Raw genomic sequence first — 18,685 nt, 5'->3', positions numbered from 1 at the left:
TGATGCAAGCACATAAAATACCAATTTTCAAATCATGGGTATCCGAATGGGGAGCAAGATCTGTCATATTTTCTATTCTGATGACTTGTCTATTCAGCTTTGCTTATTACGGCAGCCCGATTGCCGCAATGGGGTTCTATGGAATACAACCTACCGATGTACAATATGGTATGGTTGTTATCTACGGTTCAACAGTAGCATTCTTGGCGCTTGATTTTCGTATTGTAAAGTATTTTGCTCCTAGAAAATATCTGCTGATAGCCCTCGTTATCAACGCTATCTGTTCTGTTATCTGTTTTCATTGCAAAGACTGGACATTGTTTGTCATTTGTCAGTTTTTTCAAGGGATTACCTGTGCATTGATGTCAGGTATTGTATTACAACTTATCTTCCCAAGATTGCAATCTGTACGTGCTCGTGTGATTGCTTATAGCCTTCTTTACGGGAGTATACAAATTGCCGTGCCATTTTACTCCATCTATACCAGCGTGGTCATTCATTTTTTTAATTTTAACTGGCTATTCTACGGCTTTACTATTATACTCATCATCCTGGCATTTATCGTGCTATTTACGATGAGTAGTAAAGCAAGGTTTACCAAAAAGCTACCTCTCTATCAGGTAGATTGGGTAGGCTACCTATTTTATGTGTCATTTATCTTAACATTAGGATACATTCTTGTATATGGACGACAGTTGGGATGGTTTTACAGCCCTTTAATCCTTATGCTAAGTATTGGTAATCTGATTATTTTTTCACTTTTCGTTGTTAGAGCATCAAAGCTGAAACGGCCATTGATCGATTTGCAGATTTTCAAAGCAAAGAATTTTGTCATTGGCTTATTATTGCTTTTTACGTTTTACATCTTCAAAGGCAGTACGGGGCTTGCGTACGGCTATATTGAAGTGATCTTGGGCAATGATCCGCTGAGTACTATTCCGATATGGATTGCCGTAATTGCAGGTACAATATTGAGCATGTTTATTACCTCTCGTTTTATCTTGACGGGATATAATCTGATACGGATTATTATTGTTGGTTTTGTGATTATGGCGTTATATTATGTTTATATGATACTATTTGTGTCTATACAGGGAGAAACAATGGATTTCATCTTACCGATGTTTATTTATGGGGTGGCGACAGGTGTATTATTTGTTCCGATTGTTTCATTTACCGCTTCATCAGCACCTCCTAAAATCGCGATAAATGCTTCACTTATTGGTATCTTAGCAAGATTCACGGGTTTTACAGCTAGTTTGGCATTGAGCAACGAACTTCAACTATTTGCAAAATCGGCCGTAAAGGAAAAGATTCGAGAAACTCTAACAGAAATCAACCCGCAATTGCAAGTTACTTTACGGGATATTCAAAATCAATATTGGAATGCAGGTAATGATATCTATACCGCGAAAGGGATTTCGACAGGCTATTTGAACAAAATAGTAGCTCAACAGATATTGGCTCGTGCCACCCGAGATTATTATGACATGATGTTGATCGGCTTGGTTTTCGTAATCGTTATTTTACTCCTACTGCCTAAAATTCAAAGTGTTGTTTTGAAATTAAGAAAAAGCAACATTCCTTTTTAAGTTTATTTTAATAGATTGTTAAGAGTTCTTGTCAAGAGGTGTCGGCTAAATATTGTACATAAGGTAATGGGAGCTAAACGGGTGTTACCGAAAAAATACTATGGACAGCACCCGTTTAGTTGATTATAAATATGTTTTGTCCCTTGAACCTATGTAGAATTTTCGTTATGCTATACAGTTAAACAGCTGTTGCTTTGTTAAATATCCGACAAAAATTTTCACCGGCAATTTGCAAGATTTCTTTTTCACTAAATCCGCTTTTTAGCAACGCTTCTGCAACTATATAGAGGAAACCTTTGTTGGTATCCTCCCAGCTTTGATTTGTTTTTTTTCCAAATTTATCATTGCTGTTACTTGCTATAGCCATCTTAGAATCCGTACCAATACATACGTGCTCCGAACCTACTACATCGACCAAAGCCCTTATATTTTCAGCGTATGCCAATGGGGTATCAGCAAGGTGAGTCCATACGCCGATAACGCCGCCTGCGTTCGCAAACTTTTTAGCCTGTTCCTTGCTGATTAGTCGGGGCATCATCATTTTCGCCATCCGTTCATTTGTTCCTAATCTTGTATTTAGTCCCGTATGGGAGATCAGCATAGGTTTTGTCGACAGATCCAGCGCGCTGTCAATGGCTTCGTTATTACAATGTGCAAGATCGACAAGGATACCCAAGCGATTACATTCCTTTATAATGTCAGTTCCCAATTGGGTAAGGCCGCCAAATTGAGGTTTTTCTGTATAGATATCGCCAACCGGTGGCGTGGATTGCTCATCGTGCATTAAACCGAAAACCCGTAATCCTCGATCATAAGCTACTTTTATACGCTCGATTTTCCCTTCCGTAAAATGGGCTCCTTCGACGGCTTGGATAACAATTTGTTTGTTTTTCTTTCGCGCATTCTTTAGATCGGCAAAGTGGAGAGCACGTTTAAGATTGTCTGCTTCGAGTAACTGATCTTGTTCGTCAAGAGTTAATAAAAAACGTTCATAAGCTTCACCTTCATGGGTAAGTTTAGGGCGATCAACACAGAAAGTCATGCAGAAAGTTGTTAGTCCGGAAACCGCCAATTCATTTGCCAGATCATAATGTTGAGGTTTGAATTCTTCATGATTGAAAGGCATATCCATGTGGTTATGGGTATCAATTCCAATTACTTTGGCGATGAGCTTTTTTATTTTATCATCTTGTGCTGATAGGCCTAGTGATAGCCTTGGGTTTAGAAGTATTGCTGCTCCTGCAAATGCCGCTGTATTTATAAATTTGCGTCTAGACAGACCTTTCGTGTCCATATGTTAATGTTTGAAGTTTTATAGACTTTTGATAAAAGTTCTACCTGCTTAATTATATGTTGACAAAATAAGTAAATAACCTAAATTCTGTTGTGAATTAACTGTATGGCCCCAATTTCGCTATCTTTTGTCCTAATATTCGTTATTTGTCTACTCGCTATAGACCCTTCAAATCTTTTGTTTTATAGATTTTATAAGTTTATGAATAGAAGAAAGTTTAACTTAACTGAAGTTTACTACTAATAAAATTTTAAATAAATGAAACAGCTAATACCCATACATCATCTTGAACCTGATGAGTTCTTCTTGCTAGAAAGAATTGAATCCGCAGATGAAAGTGGATTTAGAGATTTTCACCGTCATAATTTTTATGAAATCCTTTGGTTTACAGATGTGGAACATGATAGCACACATTCCATCGATTTTGAGCAATACGCTATCCAAAAGAATGATGTTTTCATTCTTTCGCCACATCAGGTGCACACAATGGACGTTGGAGCAAAAAAAGGATTTTTATTACCAATTGCTATTGACTTCTTTGAATCGCTCTTTTTTCTAAAAACGGACTTGATGATATTCCCCTATTTTCTGAAAGAAACATTGGATCAAGAAACTTCGCAGACACTCCTCCAACTGATAAGCCTGATCGAAAAAGAGTATTCAGGATTACGAAGACGTGAATTACTAGAGGTATATATGCAGGCATTTATCATTCATTTAAAACCAAATAAGACCCTTAGAAGCAAGCACAAGGACAAAGTGCTGACTATTCTACAGCTTATTAATAAGCACTTTAAATCGGAAATAGAAGTAGATTTTTATGCTAATGAAGTTCATTTAAGTAAAAGAAGGATTAATGAACTGATGGTCGAATTTACAGGTCAAACGGTCAAACAACACATCATAAACCGGCTTGTTATCGCCGCCAAACGATATATGGGAATTCAACATCTCTCGATGAAAGAGATAGCTTATGAGTTAGGTTTTAACTCTCCTGCTTATTTTTCCCGTTTATTTAAAAGCAAGACAGGTTTTACACCTGAAGAATTCAAAAGAAAACATACAGCAAATAGTTAGTATAAAAAAGTCTTCAAGAATTTTACTAACGGATATTAAAGATTCTTGTTTCAACTCAAGTTTATTTTATACCATAGCTTTTCAATAGTAAATGCAAGGTTAATCATTCATTTATTGCTCTGCCAATTTCATCCATACTGATGGTTTCTGCCGGCAGCAATGGCTTCTTCAATTTCTTTGTCTTAATTGATACTCACAGCAAGACTTATTTTACTTAACGTAAGTACTAAATAGGCTACTAATATTAATTAATAAGACTTCAAATGTTCTACACTTCCGCCACTTTGTGTAATAACAATCGGATTTGTCAAGGTACTTTTGTATCCTAAGATTTATTTGTAATTATTAATGAAATATTTAAATAAAAAACAGATTATCATCGTATTGATTCTTGCTTTTTTAACCGCTCTAGAACCGTTGAGCATTGATTTATTTTTACCTGCCTTCGTCCAGATTGCTGATTATTTTCAAACAACGGAAGCACAGGTACAGTTATCATTATCCACCTTTTTGGGTGGATTTGCCATCGGACAATTGATCTGGGGGCCATTGGCTGACCGATACGGTCGTAAAAAACCGCTTATTATATCGCTACTTATTTTCACGATTGCTTCCCTAGGATGTGTTTATGTACACAGTATTGAGCAGTTATGGACAATGCGTTTTATTCAGGCTATTGGAGGATGTGGAGGGATCGTAATTGCCCGTGCAGTGGTGACAGACTATTTTGGCAAAAGTCAAACGCTGAGTATTTTTGCTATCCTTGCTCTTATTATGGGCGTTGCTCCAATTATCGCTCCAATTATTGGTAATCAGTTAATCAAAATTGGCGGTTGGGAATTTACCTTTGAAGCCATGACTATTTTTGGTGTGATCGGAATATTAGCGAGTTTGTTTTATCTCCCCGAAACTCTTGTCAAAAAGAATGCTATGCAATCCGAACGAAAGAATGTGGTTGTTAACTATCTAGCCGTCTTAAAAAACAGGCAATTTTTGATCTACACCCTGATTGCAGGTGTTTTAAATGGAGCATTGATGATTTATATTGGCAATGCACCTTTCCTGATTATGAAAAAAGCAGGTTTGTCGGGCGATATTTTTAGTGTAATATTTGCCTTGAATGCTTTGGGAATGATGTTTAGTGCTTACTTAACTTCCGCATTACAGAAGAAGTTCGCATCAAAGAAAATTGTTTCTTTTGCTTCTGCTATGATGTGCGTATTTGCATTCATATTTATCATCCTGTCGGAAGCGGGACTATCAATCCCGATATTACTAGTCGTGCTGTTTTTTTATATTTTTCCAATGGGTATACTTTTCCCGACAACCACTGATATAGCGATGACTCCTTTTTCAGGAAACAGTAGTGGTTCGGCATCCTCTTTATTCGGTTCTATACAACTAGGAATTGCTTTTCTGATGACTATGTTCTTTGGAAAACTCTCGGATGGAACAGTTTTTGGTATTGGATTGGCTTTCTTATTATCCGCATTGGTAATCATACCGTTATTAATCACAAAAAATACGTCAAACGTTTAAAGTTTAATAAAATGAAAATCTCAAAATCAGCAATTGGTGCTATTGCACTATTATCAATAGCATCTTCTTGCACATACAACAAACAATCTTCCTCAACCAAGATAACAGAAACTAATACGCAAACCTATGTGTTGATCGGTAAAAAAGCCGTCTTAACCTACCCCAAATTAAGAGCAGAAGTGGAATATATTGACGAAAACACACTTCATTGGAGTCAGGCAACTGCAGATGGCAGCAAAATAGAAGGTACTGAAAAGGTGAGCTACAAGCAAATCAATAATCATCAGTTTTTCTTAAACTGGATAGAAGCCGATGGTTTTACCGTGAGTCAGGTTATCGATTTAAAAACGAATAAGGTAACAGCTTATCTGAGCTATGGCGATGAAAATAGTGAACGAGGAGGTAGAACAGCAGATTTCGCAGAAGGAATGTTTGAATTTATTAAATAGACTTCAAGTATATGACAAAATTTAAAAAAGAAGTGCCTTTCATAGGGGCGTAATGTAGAATACAGTCTTTTTACTGCCTGCTGTGCTGTGCAATGGATGTGCTGGTGCGAGCAGGTAGATGATATGGATGTCTTTATAACTGTTACTTATTTAGATGTGCTGTGTTTTATAACATTGCAGGTTGTAACGCTAGGGGCAGTACGTAATGGCTCTCGAAGATTCCTTCCCGCAGTTTGAGAGCCTCTTTTTCAATATAGCCTATCTTCGTGGTCGATGTCCATTTCTCGACCGCACTGTTTCCTAAGGGGGCGGCGTTTAATGCTAGGTCGCTATGGAATGTTTTCTTCATCTTATTGGTTCCTTTTGTGTTATCATGTTACTAAAAAATGGGCTAAGTGACGAAAATCGGAATGAATTGTCTTTGTAAGGGAATGAATACCTGATTGTAAGGGAGTAAAAGTTATTAGTAGATCTTGATTTCGCATTCTAGGGGCGCTGGGAAAGCTATCTGCTCCTTTTTTCGCTTTTGTTTGTATTAATTTTCATATTCGCTTTTGGATGTTAATATGGCATCCGGAAAATTCCCAAAGGGAGGTTACCGGGAGAAAACAAGTGAAATGTTGTGATATCTGTTATGAAAAAATCACATTTTTTTCATAATTGCTAAAGGATGTTTTATTTTTTGAATACTTGTTTTTATATTTAAGATTGCTTGGAAATATATTTTAACTAACCAGGAGTATTATAGTGGCGGATTATTGTGCGTGGGGATCGTAAGGGTGGCTATGCACTCCATTTTTTTGAACCTATGTTACAGACGAAGTTATTGAAACCTTTTCCGTTCTGGATCCATTTGTTGATATGTTCTACTTATATCGTAGTGATTGCAGTTATCAACGTTGTACGCTATGGCTGGCAGCATCTCGGGTTGGTCATATACTTGATACCTGTTATGGTCGGTATAACCTACCTGAACCGATATTTATTTAAGGTAACGCTAACCCGTGGAATCCATCGGCGTAGATTGCTATCTTGGCTCGCTTGTTTTGTACTGCTGATGGTTCCGGCCTATATCCATCTCTATGTATTTCCAAACTCTCTGACACGAATTCTCGTAAAGGATCCGTCCGCCCATCGTTTTTATGAATACCTGATCGATTTTTTTGCTTTCTACTTCAACTTCGCGATAAAAGGTGTGCTATTGGTGCTGGCCGAGCTCATCATCAATCTGGTAAGTTCAGGTGTGCGTCGCATGAGGAAAAAGAGGCTCAAACGGAAAAAAGAGAAATTTCAGAAAGGTCTGCGGGAATGGCTGAACCATCTTGTCGGGAATATAGCTCAGAACGTGGTCTGCAATAGCGCAGCCTGTCCGAACCCCACGGAAGTTTCGGTTAGCTATACCAAGCTTTCGGCCCGTGTTGCGCAATGGAGTTTGGCAGATGATCTATCAGTATGCCCATTGGAAGAAGAGATAGATCACCTGCGTTTGATGTCAAAGATTTATTGGAAGTGTACTATAGGGATCGAGCTTCCCGAGAGTATACCGCAGATCGATATATTCCCATTCGTGCTGGTGTCACTCTATAAAAATATGTGCAAGCATGGTGATTTTGCAGGAGACTGTACAGGAGCTCGTTTTGTACTGCGTCCGGAAGGCGATTGTTTAAAGATACACACGGAGAACCTGATTGCAGATGCTTCGGTATGGACATTTGGGGAGGGGAAGACAGGCTTACGTAGCCTAAAGAGATTATTGAAGGAAAAATATAGGGATACTTATACCCTGAGATATTTTGAACAGGAAGATCGGTTTGTTCTGGAGCTGATTATCCCGATAAATCTGAAAAACAAATTAATAGCTTATGATCTATAACTACGAAGAATTTAGAAAGATGCGGGCTATGGTGATCGACGATGAGCCGGACCATGTGACCTATATGAAGAACGAACTGATGTCGACTCAGGATGTCGAAGTGGTGTATGCGGGTACAGATGCCCAATTCGCGATAAAAGAACTGTATAAGTTAGAAGTCGATATCATTATTCTGGATATGGATATGCCCCGCCTGTCAGGCCTCAGGTTTCTGTCCCAGCTGAAGTTGGTTCAGCAGTCCAACCGGAGTCTGAGAGACGTACAGGTGGTTGCCTTTACTGCGCACCGGAACTATGCCGCGGATTGTTACGAACATGGCGTGATAGATTACATGGTAAAACCGGTCGATTACGAAAGGATTTCGAAAGCGCTTGTACGTGTGAAACAACGTTTTCTAGAAAGAGGGTTATTGCGGCTGACTGTTGAGGAGGATTATTTTTTTCTCTATTCCGATCGGGGTGTACGAATCAAAAGGATCTGCTACAAAGAAATCCGATGTCTTGAAGCAAATGGAAAACAGACTCTGGTATGGGTAAATGATAATGAATGTTATGCGATTAACGGATTGTTCAGTGATGTTCTGAAACGGTTTCCTCCGGGAACTTTTATGAAGGTCCACCGCAGTTTTGCGATATCGCTTTTGTATTTCGATAGGATCGAAGGCAAAAAGATTATTTTGCTTGGCCTGACAAAGGTAGATATCAAGAAGCAGGATAGAGGGGTTTACCCTTCTTTCGATCGATGGCTGGAGTCGAATCCTATTCGTGGAAAACTGTGTTAGAGTGGAGCTGATACGAAGCTGTTACTTTGCTTATTGATGTTCTCTTTTACCGCTCAGGCTTTAGGTAATAGCGTAGCCCTTTTTTGCTATTGCCAGGTTTGCTATTGTTCAAAATTATGGTCTGTTATGAAACCTGATGCCCTACACTTTATGGAAGCAATCCTTTTGCAGCTAACGCTGATCGAAGGGCACCTTAGTGTATTAAGGTTGCAGATGACGGATCCGCCAAAGCCATTGGAGGCTGTAGACCCTTTGACGTATGGCAAAAGTAGCGGGCTGTCGCTGGGCGATGTGGCTGAGGACGAAGAACTGCTCAATATCGATGATGCCTGTGGATTTCTCGGTATAGCCCGCTCTACGTTGTCCGAACTTCGCAAGACAGGTCACATCACCGATATCAAAAAGGGGAGAAGTGTGCGCTTTCGCCTGAGTGAACTGAAATTGGTCCGTAAATGGTATAGCGTACCGAAGGGAAAGGTATAATTTTTTGTTTTTTTTGCAGCTCTAAAGCGGTTGCTTTTGTAGCGATAGCAACTCGCATTGCTTCAATGACAATTGCTTTTGTTGTGATACCAATTGGTGTTGGTTCAATGACAGTTGTCGTTGTTGCGATAGCAACTGGTATTTGTTCAATGACAGTTGTCATTGTTGTGATAGCAACTCGCATTGCTTCAATGACAGTTGTCATTGTCGTGATAGCAACAGGTATTGGTTTGATGCCAATTGTCTTTGTTGTGATAGCAATTGGTATTTGTTCAATGCCAATTGTCATTGTTGTGATAGCAATTGGCATTGGTTCAATGACAGTTGTCATTGTTGTGATAGCAACTGGTATTGGTTCAATGACAGTTGTCATTGTTGTGATAGCAACTGGTATTTGTTCAATGACAGTTGTCTTTGTTGCGATAGCAACCGGTATTTGTTCAATGACAGTTGTCATTGTTGTGATAGCAATTGGTATTGGTTCAATGACAGTTGTCATTGTTGTGATAGCAATTGGTATTTGTTTAATGACAGTTGTCATTGTTGTGATAGCAATTGGCATTGGTTCAATGACAGTTGTCTTTTGTGTGATACCAACTGGTATTGGTTCAATGACAGTTGCTTTTTAACGCTAGTTGACCGGTCTTGACCGCTGGCGGTCTGATCTCGGCCGATCTTGGCCGAATTTTCTGATTTTTTCTGTCCAAGCTCCACTTTTGGGTATGGAAACAAACGCAGATAGGTCAAGGGCTCCTCCTCTTCCTTATTATAGGATGACGTGTTCAAAGAGATCACGTTTTTGGAGTCGAAAAAAGTTTAACAGAAATAAATCATAGTATTATGCGAAAAGAGAAAGTAGTGACCAATTACGGCAAATTGAATCACGATGAACTGGCTGTGCTGGCTGGCAAGATTGTAACCGCCATGACGGACAATGCAAATTTTACAACCCCCAATCCCACAGTCGCTGAGCTTACGGCACTGACAGAAGATTACAGACTGAAACAGGAGACATCTATCCGTGGAGGAAGTGTACTGGACAAACGGCTCAAACGTGAAAGCCGGGATAACCTGCTGAATGGCCTTACTGTGCTGGCACATTATGTCAATACTACGGCCAATGGAAATTTGGCTGCATTGACGAGTTCGGCACTGATACTGGCCAAACAGCCGGGGAGTAAGAACGAACCGATCGTCGTGGCCCGCATCATGTTGAAAGATGGCCCATTGAGCGGTCAGATGCGTGTGGATTTTACTTCACAAAAGGATATCTGGGATTACGAGTACGAGTTGGGACAGGTGTTGGATGATTCGGGAATCGTAACCTGGGAAGATAGTTTTCTGACGACGAGCTCCCGTGGCAATATCGTGTCTTCATTGGTTCCTGCACGGAGATACCATGTACGGGTTAGGGCAAGGAATTCGAAGGGAACTGGAGATTGGAGCGAATCTGCATCGATGATCGTACGGTAATGAATCTACAGTGGCTGGCGATACCTGTTCCATTTCCTTTTTGAACAGGGAGGTTTGGTTCCGTCAGCCACTAATTTCTAAATAAAATTTAATATGAACACATTAACAGCACATACAACCTGGCTTATCGAGGATATAGCCTTGGAATTATCAGGAAAACATAAGGTCGGTATCGCTTTGCTACTGCTGATCGGGGTATTCTTCTTTACGGGTACGGTCTTACAGTTTGTGGATCCTACCGCCGGCGTTCTGGATATCGGTATCCTATCGGTTTTTGCTTTGGGCCTATTGTTGGGCATCACTGCTATTTTCTGTAGCCTATGGTTGCAGGAAATCCTTTGGCAGCCCTTCAAGACTTTCCGCAACGAATTTAATTACCACTTTAATCAATTGACATCATGGCAACAGGCTATTCTTTATTTTTCGGTGTTCTTCTTATCGGTATTTGCCTGTTTGTGGGCTTTGGCCATCGTTTTCTAAGTAACGAAGGCGACATGCTCGATGCAGAAAACGTTTTGCAGTTCGAAGGGGAACAGGCCAATGTTTTGATAGATACGGTGGTTGTGGTATCGGTTGATGAGCCGATACCTGATCTCCGCCAACGTATCGTTGTCCTTGCCGAGCAGGAACTAGGCGTAAAAGAGAAAACCGGCAACAACGATGGCGATCGGGTAGAAGAGTACCTCCGCTATACCGGGCTTGGCAAAGGCCACGCATGGTGTGCGGCTTTCATCTGTTGGACTTACGCACAAGCCGGTCTCAGCCAACCAAAGAACCCCTGGAGCCCGGCACTCTTTCCCGCAGCGCGATCCTATTGCACAAGCAGATCGGGATGTGCTGAATCGCTGCCAAAGCCGGCCGATCTCTTCGGCATCTACAGCAGCAGCGCCAAGCGAATCAACCACGTCGGCCTCATCAAAACCACAACCGACAAGTACATCATCAGCATCGAAGGCAACGTCAACAACCAAGTACAATCCAAACGCCGGCATTTAGCAACAGTATACGCATTATCAGATTGGGTAGTAAAGTTGTAAGTATTAGTTACGAGGATATTAGTTACAGAGTGATAGAAGAGTTACAAGGTTACTTGATTGTAAAGTCGTGAATTCGTAAAGTTGAGAAGAAAGAACAATTGCACTACAAATCCTTAACAATCAATGTCGCCTTGAAAGCTTTGCAATATGTAGAAGTTTGCCTTAGCACAGACTTATCCTGCAAAGGTTTCCAGCGACGAGGTTTTGGTTCTTTTTTCGGGAAAAAGAACTGGGCAGTCCGCCCATAGAGGACAAAAAAGAAGCCTGCCCCGGCTCGAGGGGCAACCACTTTATGAAGAAAAAAGTAATGCCCTGTCCTGGCAAAGGACAAAAAGAAAGCTTGCCCCGGCTTGAGGGGCACAACTTTATTAAAAAAAGTAATGCTTTTGCCCTTTGCTAGAGCAAAAGCATTACATAACAAAAAAAATTATGAAAACAATCACAATAACACTAATAATCATACTATTATCCTCCTGCCGTACGTATAAAGAAAAAGTACAGCAGGAGAGCGGAAGCTATGGATTAACCGAAGAAAGCAAAAGCCATCAATACTTTTATCAATGGGAAGAAAAAGATAGTCTAGATCGTTATTTGTATTTCTGGACAGATACATCATTTACCTATCATGCCGATAGCGGTTTGCGAGCAAATTCAGGTTATTTATGGATACGGGAGAAGGGAGCAAGAGCTTCGGCAGTTGAATTGGAAATTCTCGATTCAACGAACGATTTGAAAATTGAAAATACATACAAGACAGTTGCTTCACGTAAAATTGTCGACATTAATAATTGGTATATATTAGCTACGCTCGTTGCTCTTACAGCGATATTTTGGTTTTTCAAAAGATCTACAAAATAAGAACGGCGTAATATAGTCCTAGACAAAGGGACGAGGAGTATTTTTCGCTGCCTACCAGAGATGCAAATAGGTTTCGGTTCTAGTGGTGAATTCTAAAGAATATTCATACAACAGTCGATGAGAAAAGAAGATGAAGCAATAATCTGTATGCCTTTGACACTACGTGCGGCTATGGCTTTGAAGTGAAGCAAGGCTTCTTTTGGGGTGTGACCATGGTAAGATTTGAAGACTTTAATGAAGTGGGATACACTTTGGTAGCCCAAAAGTGTGGCTAACTCATTTACGTTGTAATTTTCAAAAAGTAACTTTTTAGCCTTCTCCATACGCTCTTGAATTACAAATGCATAAATGGTTTTGCCATAAGCTAGTTTAAAATCTTGCTTTAACTTTTTTTCATTTAGGGCAAACTTCTTGGCAAGTTGGGGTAGATTGGGTGGGTTATCTAAATGTAAAATGAGGTATCCCCGCACTTTTTCCATCATATCCAAATAAGAAGGGGAAGTCGTGGACACCTGCGCAGCAGGACCGAAATGGGTGAGCTGATGAATGCTGAAAAGAAGTTCGCGAAGCTTAAGCTTAAGGAAATGAAAGCGATGATGTTGTATATCACTACTGCTTAGAATATCTTGCAGAATACGTAACATTTTTAAGTCCATATACAACGTTTCGTTAGGTCGGTTTTCCGGAATGCCTTCTACGATATAATCGTGAAAAGCGTCTTCACCAATCCAGCTTTCGTTGGCGAGCAGTTGGAGATAAAAATCACGGGACATTTTCACGATAATATGGTGCACTTCGTCATCTGCTTTTAACAGGGCGGTACCACCTCCACCATTGGAATCCAAAAAGTTACGTTGCAGCATACCAATGTCGTGATCGTACGTTTGATTGCCAGCTCCATTCTTTACCATTGAGTTGCCTTTGAGGTAAAAGAAAAAGCGGATGTGTGGACCGTTGGTAAACCATTTATTACTAAAAGCAGATTTTGTCTTGATGTGTGATTCGACGATATGTAAACCGGCTGTATACAAAGTTTCCGCTTCGACCAGCAAACTCTCATTTTCGAAACGATGGCTTTTGGTTTCTATAGGAGCTTCTTCTGTATAACTATCGTCTATAATCAGATTCCCCAATTCCTGATCAAGTTCCACAATTTTCGAGTAAATATGCATACCTTATTTCGTTATTTTTTGTCCTAATAATCGCTAATTCATCTAGGTTAAACCGAATACTTTTGCAAAGTTGTTTATAATTAATCTAAATATCAATTACTGTTTTTAAATGTATTCAAATTATTACGGACTTAAAAATCCTCGGATAAAAAATGTGCTGATCCTCTGTATTGCGATACTGTGGAGCTTGCAGCTCACTGCACAACATAGAGATCAGGCCAAACTTATAGGGTTTGTTCGGGACAGTAACGGCAAGGCTATCGCCAATGCGACGGTTTATATCCCGAATACCGCCTATAGCACAGAAGTGGATAAAGAGGGGCATTATATCTTAGTCGTTGGATCAGGCGAATATGAAATAATCAGTTCGGCGGTTGGTTACATCGCAGAGAAGAAAAAAGTTAGTTTAGGTAAGGGAGAGAATAAACACCAGCAATTTATATTGAAAATAGACCCCAGTACGACAATCGATCAGGTCGTAGTGGATGGGAAATCGGCGATCCAGGAAGTAAGGGAAACGCCTTTTAATGTTGTTGCACTTGATGCGAAATCTCAGTATAATTCTACGCTAGATTTGGCCCATTTACTAGACAGAGCATCGGGGGTTAAGATTCGAGAAACAGGCGGTGTTGGTTCGGATATGTCTATTACGATAAATGGATTTACTGGACGGAACATTAGAGTGTTTATGGATGGGGTGCCTATGCAGGGATTTGGGTCAGCTTTTCAGCTAAACAATATTCCAGTAAATGTTGCCGATCGTATTGAAATTTATAAGGGTGTTGTACCTATTGAATTTGGTGCAGATGCGTTAGGGGGGGTGATTAATATTGTCACTAATCAGACTGCAAATACAACTGTGGACGCTTCGTATTCTTACGGCTCTTTCAATACGCACAAGACAAATCTCAGTTTCAATCATACCTTCAATTCTGGTATTTCGCTACAATTGACAGCATTTCAAAATTATTCTGACAACAATTATAAGGTTAAGACAGGATATTTTTATTATCCGGAGGCTAGCACTGATGATGACGGTTGGGGAGGGGGAACGCCAACGGTGAAAGATGCCATCCGTGTTAGAGAACCTAAAATATGGTCGGAACGCTTTCACGATAAATATAGGAATGAGACATTAATTGCCCAATTAGGAATAGTAGGTAAAAGTTGGGCAGATCGTATGTTATTTGGTATTACTTTGGGACAGGTACATAAAGATGTACAAAATGGAGCTGATATGGCGTTTGCTTATGGGGAGCGCACTGCTTATAGTAAATCGGTGCTTCCTTCCTTTACTTATAATAAAAGAGATCTTCTTGTAAAGGGATTGAGTGTAAGAATTAATGGAAATTATAATTACCAGGAGAGTGGTTCTGTTGACACGACCTATAATCGATATAATTGGGCAGGACAAGTTGTTGAAGGTCTTAAGAGAGGCGAGGCAGGAAATAATGTTCTTTCTAATTATTCAACTTCTAATTCCTCCGCAACTGCAAATATAGGATATCGTATTAGCCAAAGTCACTCTGTTTCCTTTAATGATATTATTTCTGGGTATGAACGAAAACCTGATTTATCGGAAATCGAACTGCCGACAGCGGCTGATAGCATGACGCGAACAAGTTTAAAGAATACGATGGGATTAGAATATCGCTATACATTTAAACGGAAATGGAATACCAATATTTTTGCAAAGCATTATCTTAATAAAGGAACAGGTCCACAGGAAGAGGAAAGTGTGGTTACCAGAAGAGAAGAGAAAAATAGTAAGATAGGATACGGTATAGCAACGACCTATTTTTTCAAGGATGTCCAAATAAAGGCCTCTGCTGAAAAAGCTTATCGCTTACCCACTGATCAGGAGTTATTCGGTGATGAGCTTTTGGAAGTAGGCAATCTTACGTTAAAGCCTGAAGAGTCCAATAACTATAATATTGGTTTAACGCTTAATAAGGAATTTAATTCAGTATATACCCTGTATGTGGATTGGTCGGGTTATTATAGAAATACCTATGATTTTATTCAAAAATCGTTAAGCACATTTAGTACAAAAGAAGGACAAGCTACAGCATTTGTTAATTCGAACCATGGGCGCGTGACCAATTTGGGGACTGATATCGAAGCTCGATTATATTATAAAAATAAAGCAACAATAGGCACTACGGTGACTTACATGAATATCCGCGACAAGGAGCCTTATGCAAATCCAGGTGTGTCAACCAATCCAAACCTCTCCTATGGTGAAAGAATGCCAAACCAACCCTACTTTTTCGGAAATGCAGATGCGTCTTATTATTTGCATAATTTATTCGGAGATGGAAATACACTAAATCTCAACTATACGTTCAACTTCGTTGAAAAAATGTATTTAAATGCACCTAATCTAGGATATCTTGACTCTAAAGATGTTATCCCGAGGCAAATGTACAGTGATTTTTCAGCGACTTATATGTTGAAGAACGGAAAATACAATATCTCCTTTGAAGCGCGTAACCTAGAAAATGCTTTTCTGTATGACAATTTCAGCTTACAAAAACCAGGCAGAAGCTTCGCTGTGAAGTTGCGATACTATTTTATAAAAAGAAAAAATAACAGTAAATAAGGATAAATATGAAAACAAATTTTTTACAAAAAAGATCATGGGTATTGAGTCTTGCTCTTTTAGCTATTGTTGGTTGTAAAAGCAATGATCCTGTGACGGAGGTAGAACCCGAAACAGAAACACCGGTGGAAGGGAAATTTCTAGTAGCAGCGCCAAATGGAGATGCTACATATTTTATGGTAACGGATGATCTAGAAGATGCAAATGCTGAAATAAGCCCTACGAATAACAATGGCTATGAGTACAGTATGACCTTCACACATTTTGTCTCGAATGGTACTGATGGGTTTGTGAGCTTGAAATATGGTTCTGGAAATGCACATTATGGAGCTCGTTTCACAATAGCTGAAGATGGTCGTGCGACGAGTATTGGGGATGAATTTGTGATTTCGTCTGGTTTCTCTACAGCAGGTTCTTTTGGCAATGTAATATACGCTGTTCGTAGTGGGCAAACTATTAAAGATGCAAATAACAATGATGCAAAAGGAGCAATTGTCAATCGGATAAATATGAGTAGTGGGGGAGCGGAATCCAAATCAATGGTTACAACTACGATAGCTGGATATGAAGGGCAAGAAGCTTCTTTAATTGGAGTTGTAGACGCGGGAGATGGTTCTTTCTATACAAGCTTAGAGTTTTCGGGTGTAAATAAAGCTGTTATTGCAAAGGTTAATGGGACTACGTTAGCGGTAGAAGCATTATACGAAGACGATCGTTTAGAAGTTTCTGGAGGACGATACCGTTCAGCTCGTTATGCTCAAATCGGTAATGCAGAAGATGGCAGTGTTTATGTTTTCTCCGGAGCTTATACAGGAGATAAGAAAGCTGGCGCTTTATTAATCAAAAAAGGTGCTACTGGATTTGACGCGGACTACTACTGGGATATTGAAACGGCCTCTGGTGGTTATCATTTTCGTAAAATTTGGTTGATTAAGGATGATAAATTTTTAGTAGAATTTTATAATGCAACAGGTGTCCCAGGTAATACTGCCGCGGCATCGCAATTTGCTGTTTTAGATATGTCTGAAAAGAAATTGACATGGTTACAGGGCGTACCTGATAAAGGAGATATTGTTGATTTAGGAATGAAATGGCCGTATGCCTACAATGGTAAAATGTATATGCCAGTTACGACAGCATCTGAGTCTCGTTTTTATGTATTGGATCCTGAGACGGCTACAGCTGTCAAAGGATTAAAGGTAACAGGTGTATCAGGAATAGATTCAGGGACTTTTGTAGCTGACTAATTTTTAGCTTGTAATCGTTTCTATTTACTTTATTCAAGTAGTAAAAATCTGGTATTCTGGCGAATGGATATCAGTTAAAACTTAAATTTTAGCAATAATGAAAAACATATTAAAAATAGCACTTACTTGTACATTGGTTATCGGAACAATACAAGTAAATAAGGCCCAGACCGTAAGAAAATCATCGAAAATAGGTGACGGGGTCTATGAATTGGTTTATAACAGTAAGAACAATTCAGTATACGTGACTACTACGCGTGGTAATTCGGAGAAGCCCACGATTTACCAATTGGATGCGAATACACTACAGGTGAAAGATAGCATCATGTTGGAAACCTCTGCTTTTGGGCTTGGGATCAATACTGCTACGCAGACCTTGTATGGGACTTCCACACGTGGTGGCTCTGTGCTTGCTATCGATTTGAAATTGAAGAAAGTGCTGGCGGATGTAAAAAATGGAGCTGAAAAAGGCCATACACGTGAGGCTGTCATCGACGAGAAAAATAACAAAATTTACGCTTCTGATGTGCAGGGTGGTGTTTGGGCTATTGACGGTAAAACCAATAGTTTCATCGGAATGTTAAATGATATTAAAGGAGCCACAGGTCTGACGATTGATCCTGCAAAAGATCGCCTATATACAATCAGTAAAGGAAAAGTGGTATTTTACGATCTCAAAAAGAATGCAGTGATCGATAGTTTTGAGACCGGTGCTGAAAAAGCAATCAACTTAGCTTTAGATGCGAAACGCAATCACTTGTTTGTGTCACATCAAGGGGAAGGAACGGTTACCGTTTTAGATGCGGATAAGGGAACAATCCTAAAAACAATACCGGCAGGTACTGGAGCGCTTGGTATTACGTATAGTCCGGCGAATGATCGTGTGTTTGTTGCAAACCGGGGTGCGAATACCGTTACAGTCATAAATGCGGCGGATTACACTGTTGTCAATACCGTGGAAGTGGGGTCATTGCCTAATACCGTGGTTGTAGATGGGAAGGGAAATGCTTACGTGTCTAACAAAGCGCAAGGTGCTGGTCGTCCTAAGCAAGGCGAAAAGCCAAAGCCTTCAAATGATCCGAATGGTGATATTATTTCGTTGATTAGCTTGTAAACGATGTTAAATTTATGGATGAAGAAAAAGGGAGGCTTACGTGCCTCCCTTTTTCTTTTTCAGAAGATGAGTTTTGCCCGTAGAGATTAAGACT

General features: G+C 39.7%; 18 protein-coding genes. 15 read left to right on the top strand and 3 right to left on the bottom strand.

What is annotated here, in order from left to right:
* Positions 1 to 2: 2 nt before the first annotated feature.
* Positions 3 to 1,592, top strand: a complete 1,590-nt coding sequence (locus ACSZOX_RS01670; RefSeq protein WP_437918006.1) for an MFS transporter — start codon at positions 3 to 5, stop codon at positions 1,590 to 1,592.
* Positions 1,593 to 1,770: 178 nt separating this feature from the next.
* On the opposite strand, the gene ACSZOX_RS01665 is transcribed toward ACSZOX_RS01670, so the two are convergent.
* Complete coding sequence (locus ACSZOX_RS01665; RefSeq protein WP_437918005.1) at positions 1,771 to 2,886, bottom strand: dipeptidase; 1,116 nt, start codon at positions 2,884 to 2,886, stop codon at positions 1,771 to 1,773.
* A 258-nt stretch (positions 2,887 to 3,144) separates the two neighbouring features.
* Here ACSZOX_RS01665 and ACSZOX_RS01660 point away from each other — a divergent pair, with 258 nt between their 5' ends.
* The 3 genes from ACSZOX_RS01660 (at position 3,145) to ACSZOX_RS01650 (ending at position 5,951) form a co-directional block, all read left to right on the top strand.
* On the top strand, positions 3,145 to 3,963 hold the full coding sequence (locus ACSZOX_RS01660; protein WP_437918004.1) for a helix-turn-helix domain-containing protein: 819 nt from the start codon (positions 3,145 to 3,147) through the stop codon (positions 3,961 to 3,963).
* A 348-nt stretch (positions 3,964 to 4,311) separates the two neighbouring features.
* Positions 4,312 to 5,502: a multidrug effflux MFS transporter gene (locus tag ACSZOX_RS01655; RefSeq protein ID WP_437918003.1), complete on the top strand. Its 1,191-nt coding sequence runs from the start codon at positions 4,312 to 4,314 to the stop codon at positions 5,500 to 5,502.
* A gap of 11 nt (positions 5,503 to 5,513) precedes the next feature.
* On the top strand, positions 5,514 to 5,951 hold the full coding sequence (locus ACSZOX_RS01650) for a MoaF-related domain-containing protein (protein WP_437918002.1): 438 nt from the start codon (positions 5,514 to 5,516) through the stop codon (positions 5,949 to 5,951).
* 166 nt (positions 5,952 to 6,117) lie between these two features.
* On the opposite strand, the gene ACSZOX_RS01645 is transcribed toward ACSZOX_RS01650, so the two are convergent.
* Positions 6,118 to 6,300: a hypothetical protein gene (locus tag ACSZOX_RS01645; protein WP_437918001.1), complete on the bottom strand. Its 183-nt coding sequence runs from the start codon at positions 6,298 to 6,300 to the stop codon at positions 6,118 to 6,120.
* A gap of 459 nt (positions 6,301 to 6,759) precedes the next feature.
* On the opposite strand from ACSZOX_RS01645, the gene ACSZOX_RS01640 reads away from it, so the two are divergent.
* From ACSZOX_RS01640 to ACSZOX_RS01605, 8 genes are all read left to right on the top strand, one after another.
* Positions 6,760 to 7,824: a hypothetical protein gene (locus tag ACSZOX_RS01640; RefSeq protein WP_437918000.1), complete on the top strand. Its 1,065-nt coding sequence runs from the start codon at positions 6,760 to 6,762 to the stop codon at positions 7,822 to 7,824.
* Positions 7,814 to 8,605, top strand: a complete 792-nt coding sequence (locus ACSZOX_RS01635) for a LytR/AlgR family response regulator transcription factor (protein WP_437917999.1) — start codon at positions 7,814 to 7,816, stop codon at positions 8,603 to 8,605. The genes ACSZOX_RS01640 and ACSZOX_RS01635 overlap by 11 nt, the downstream gene beginning before the upstream one ends.
* 150 nt (positions 8,606 to 8,755) lie before the next feature.
* Complete coding sequence (locus ACSZOX_RS01630; protein WP_437917998.1) at positions 8,756 to 9,088, top strand: helix-turn-helix domain-containing protein; 333 nt, start codon at positions 8,756 to 8,758, stop codon at positions 9,086 to 9,088.
* Between the two features lie 65 nt (positions 9,089 to 9,153).
* Positions 9,154 to 9,717 (top strand): hypothetical protein, encoded by a 564-nt coding sequence (locus ACSZOX_RS01625; RefSeq protein WP_437917997.1) that lies wholly within the window; start codon positions 9,154 to 9,156, stop codon positions 9,715 to 9,717.
* A gap of 211 nt (positions 9,718 to 9,928) precedes the next feature.
* Positions 9,929 to 10,561 carry a fibronectin type III domain-containing protein gene (locus ACSZOX_RS01620; protein ID WP_437917996.1) on the top strand — a complete coding sequence of 211 codons (633 nt, stop codon included), beginning with the start codon at positions 9,929 to 9,931 and terminating at the stop codon, positions 10,559 to 10,561.
* Between the two features lie 93 nt (positions 10,562 to 10,654).
* A complete protein-coding gene (locus ACSZOX_RS01615; RefSeq protein ID WP_437917995.1) occupies positions 10,655 to 11,041 on the top strand; it encodes a hypothetical protein in 387 nt (128 codons plus the stop codon).
* On the top strand, positions 10,960 to 11,598 hold the full coding sequence (locus ACSZOX_RS01610) for a hypothetical protein (protein WP_437917994.1): 639 nt from the start codon (positions 10,960 to 10,962) through the stop codon (positions 11,596 to 11,598). The genes ACSZOX_RS01615 and ACSZOX_RS01610 overlap by 82 nt, the downstream gene beginning before the upstream one ends.
* A 429-nt stretch (positions 11,599 to 12,027) precedes the next feature.
* Positions 12,028 to 12,456 carry a hypothetical protein gene (locus tag ACSZOX_RS01605; RefSeq protein WP_437917993.1) on the top strand — a complete coding sequence of 143 codons (429 nt, stop codon included), beginning with the start codon at positions 12,028 to 12,030 and terminating at the stop codon, positions 12,454 to 12,456.
* A gap of 92 nt (positions 12,457 to 12,548) precedes the next feature.
* On the opposite strand, the gene ACSZOX_RS01600 is transcribed toward ACSZOX_RS01605, so the two are convergent.
* The gene (locus ACSZOX_RS01600; RefSeq protein WP_437917992.1) at positions 12,549 to 13,628 is read right to left on the bottom strand and encodes a helix-turn-helix transcriptional regulator; all 1,080 of its coding nucleotides are present in this window, start codon (positions 13,626 to 13,628) and stop codon (positions 12,549 to 12,551) included.
* Between the two features lie 109 nt (positions 13,629 to 13,737).
* On the opposite strand from ACSZOX_RS01600, the gene ACSZOX_RS01595 reads away from it, so the two are divergent.
* From ACSZOX_RS01595 to ACSZOX_RS01585, 3 genes are all read left to right on the top strand, one after another.
* The gene (locus ACSZOX_RS01595) at positions 13,738 to 16,230 is read left to right on the top strand and encodes a TonB-dependent receptor (protein ID WP_437917991.1); all 2,493 of its coding nucleotides are present in this window, start codon (positions 13,738 to 13,740) and stop codon (positions 16,228 to 16,230) included.
* A gap of 8 nt (positions 16,231 to 16,238) precedes the next feature.
* Positions 16,239 to 17,477, top strand: coding sequence for a DUF4374 domain-containing protein (locus tag ACSZOX_RS01590; RefSeq protein WP_437917990.1), 1,239 nt, complete (start codon positions 16,239 to 16,241; stop codon positions 17,475 to 17,477).
* 97 nt (positions 17,478 to 17,574) lie between these two features.
* Positions 17,575 to 18,591, top strand: a complete 1,017-nt coding sequence (locus tag ACSZOX_RS01585) for a YncE family protein (RefSeq protein ID WP_437917989.1) — start codon at positions 17,575 to 17,577, stop codon at positions 18,589 to 18,591.
* The last annotated feature ends 94 nt before the right edge of the window (positions 18,592 to 18,685 follow it).

The organism is Sphingobacterium sp. LRF_L2 (assembly GCF_965644235.1).
In the GTDB taxonomy this organism is placed as follows: Bacteria; Bacteroidota; Bacteroidia; order Sphingobacteriales; family Sphingobacteriaceae; genus Sphingobacterium.
This window is presented reverse-complemented; position numbering and strand designations above follow the sequence as displayed.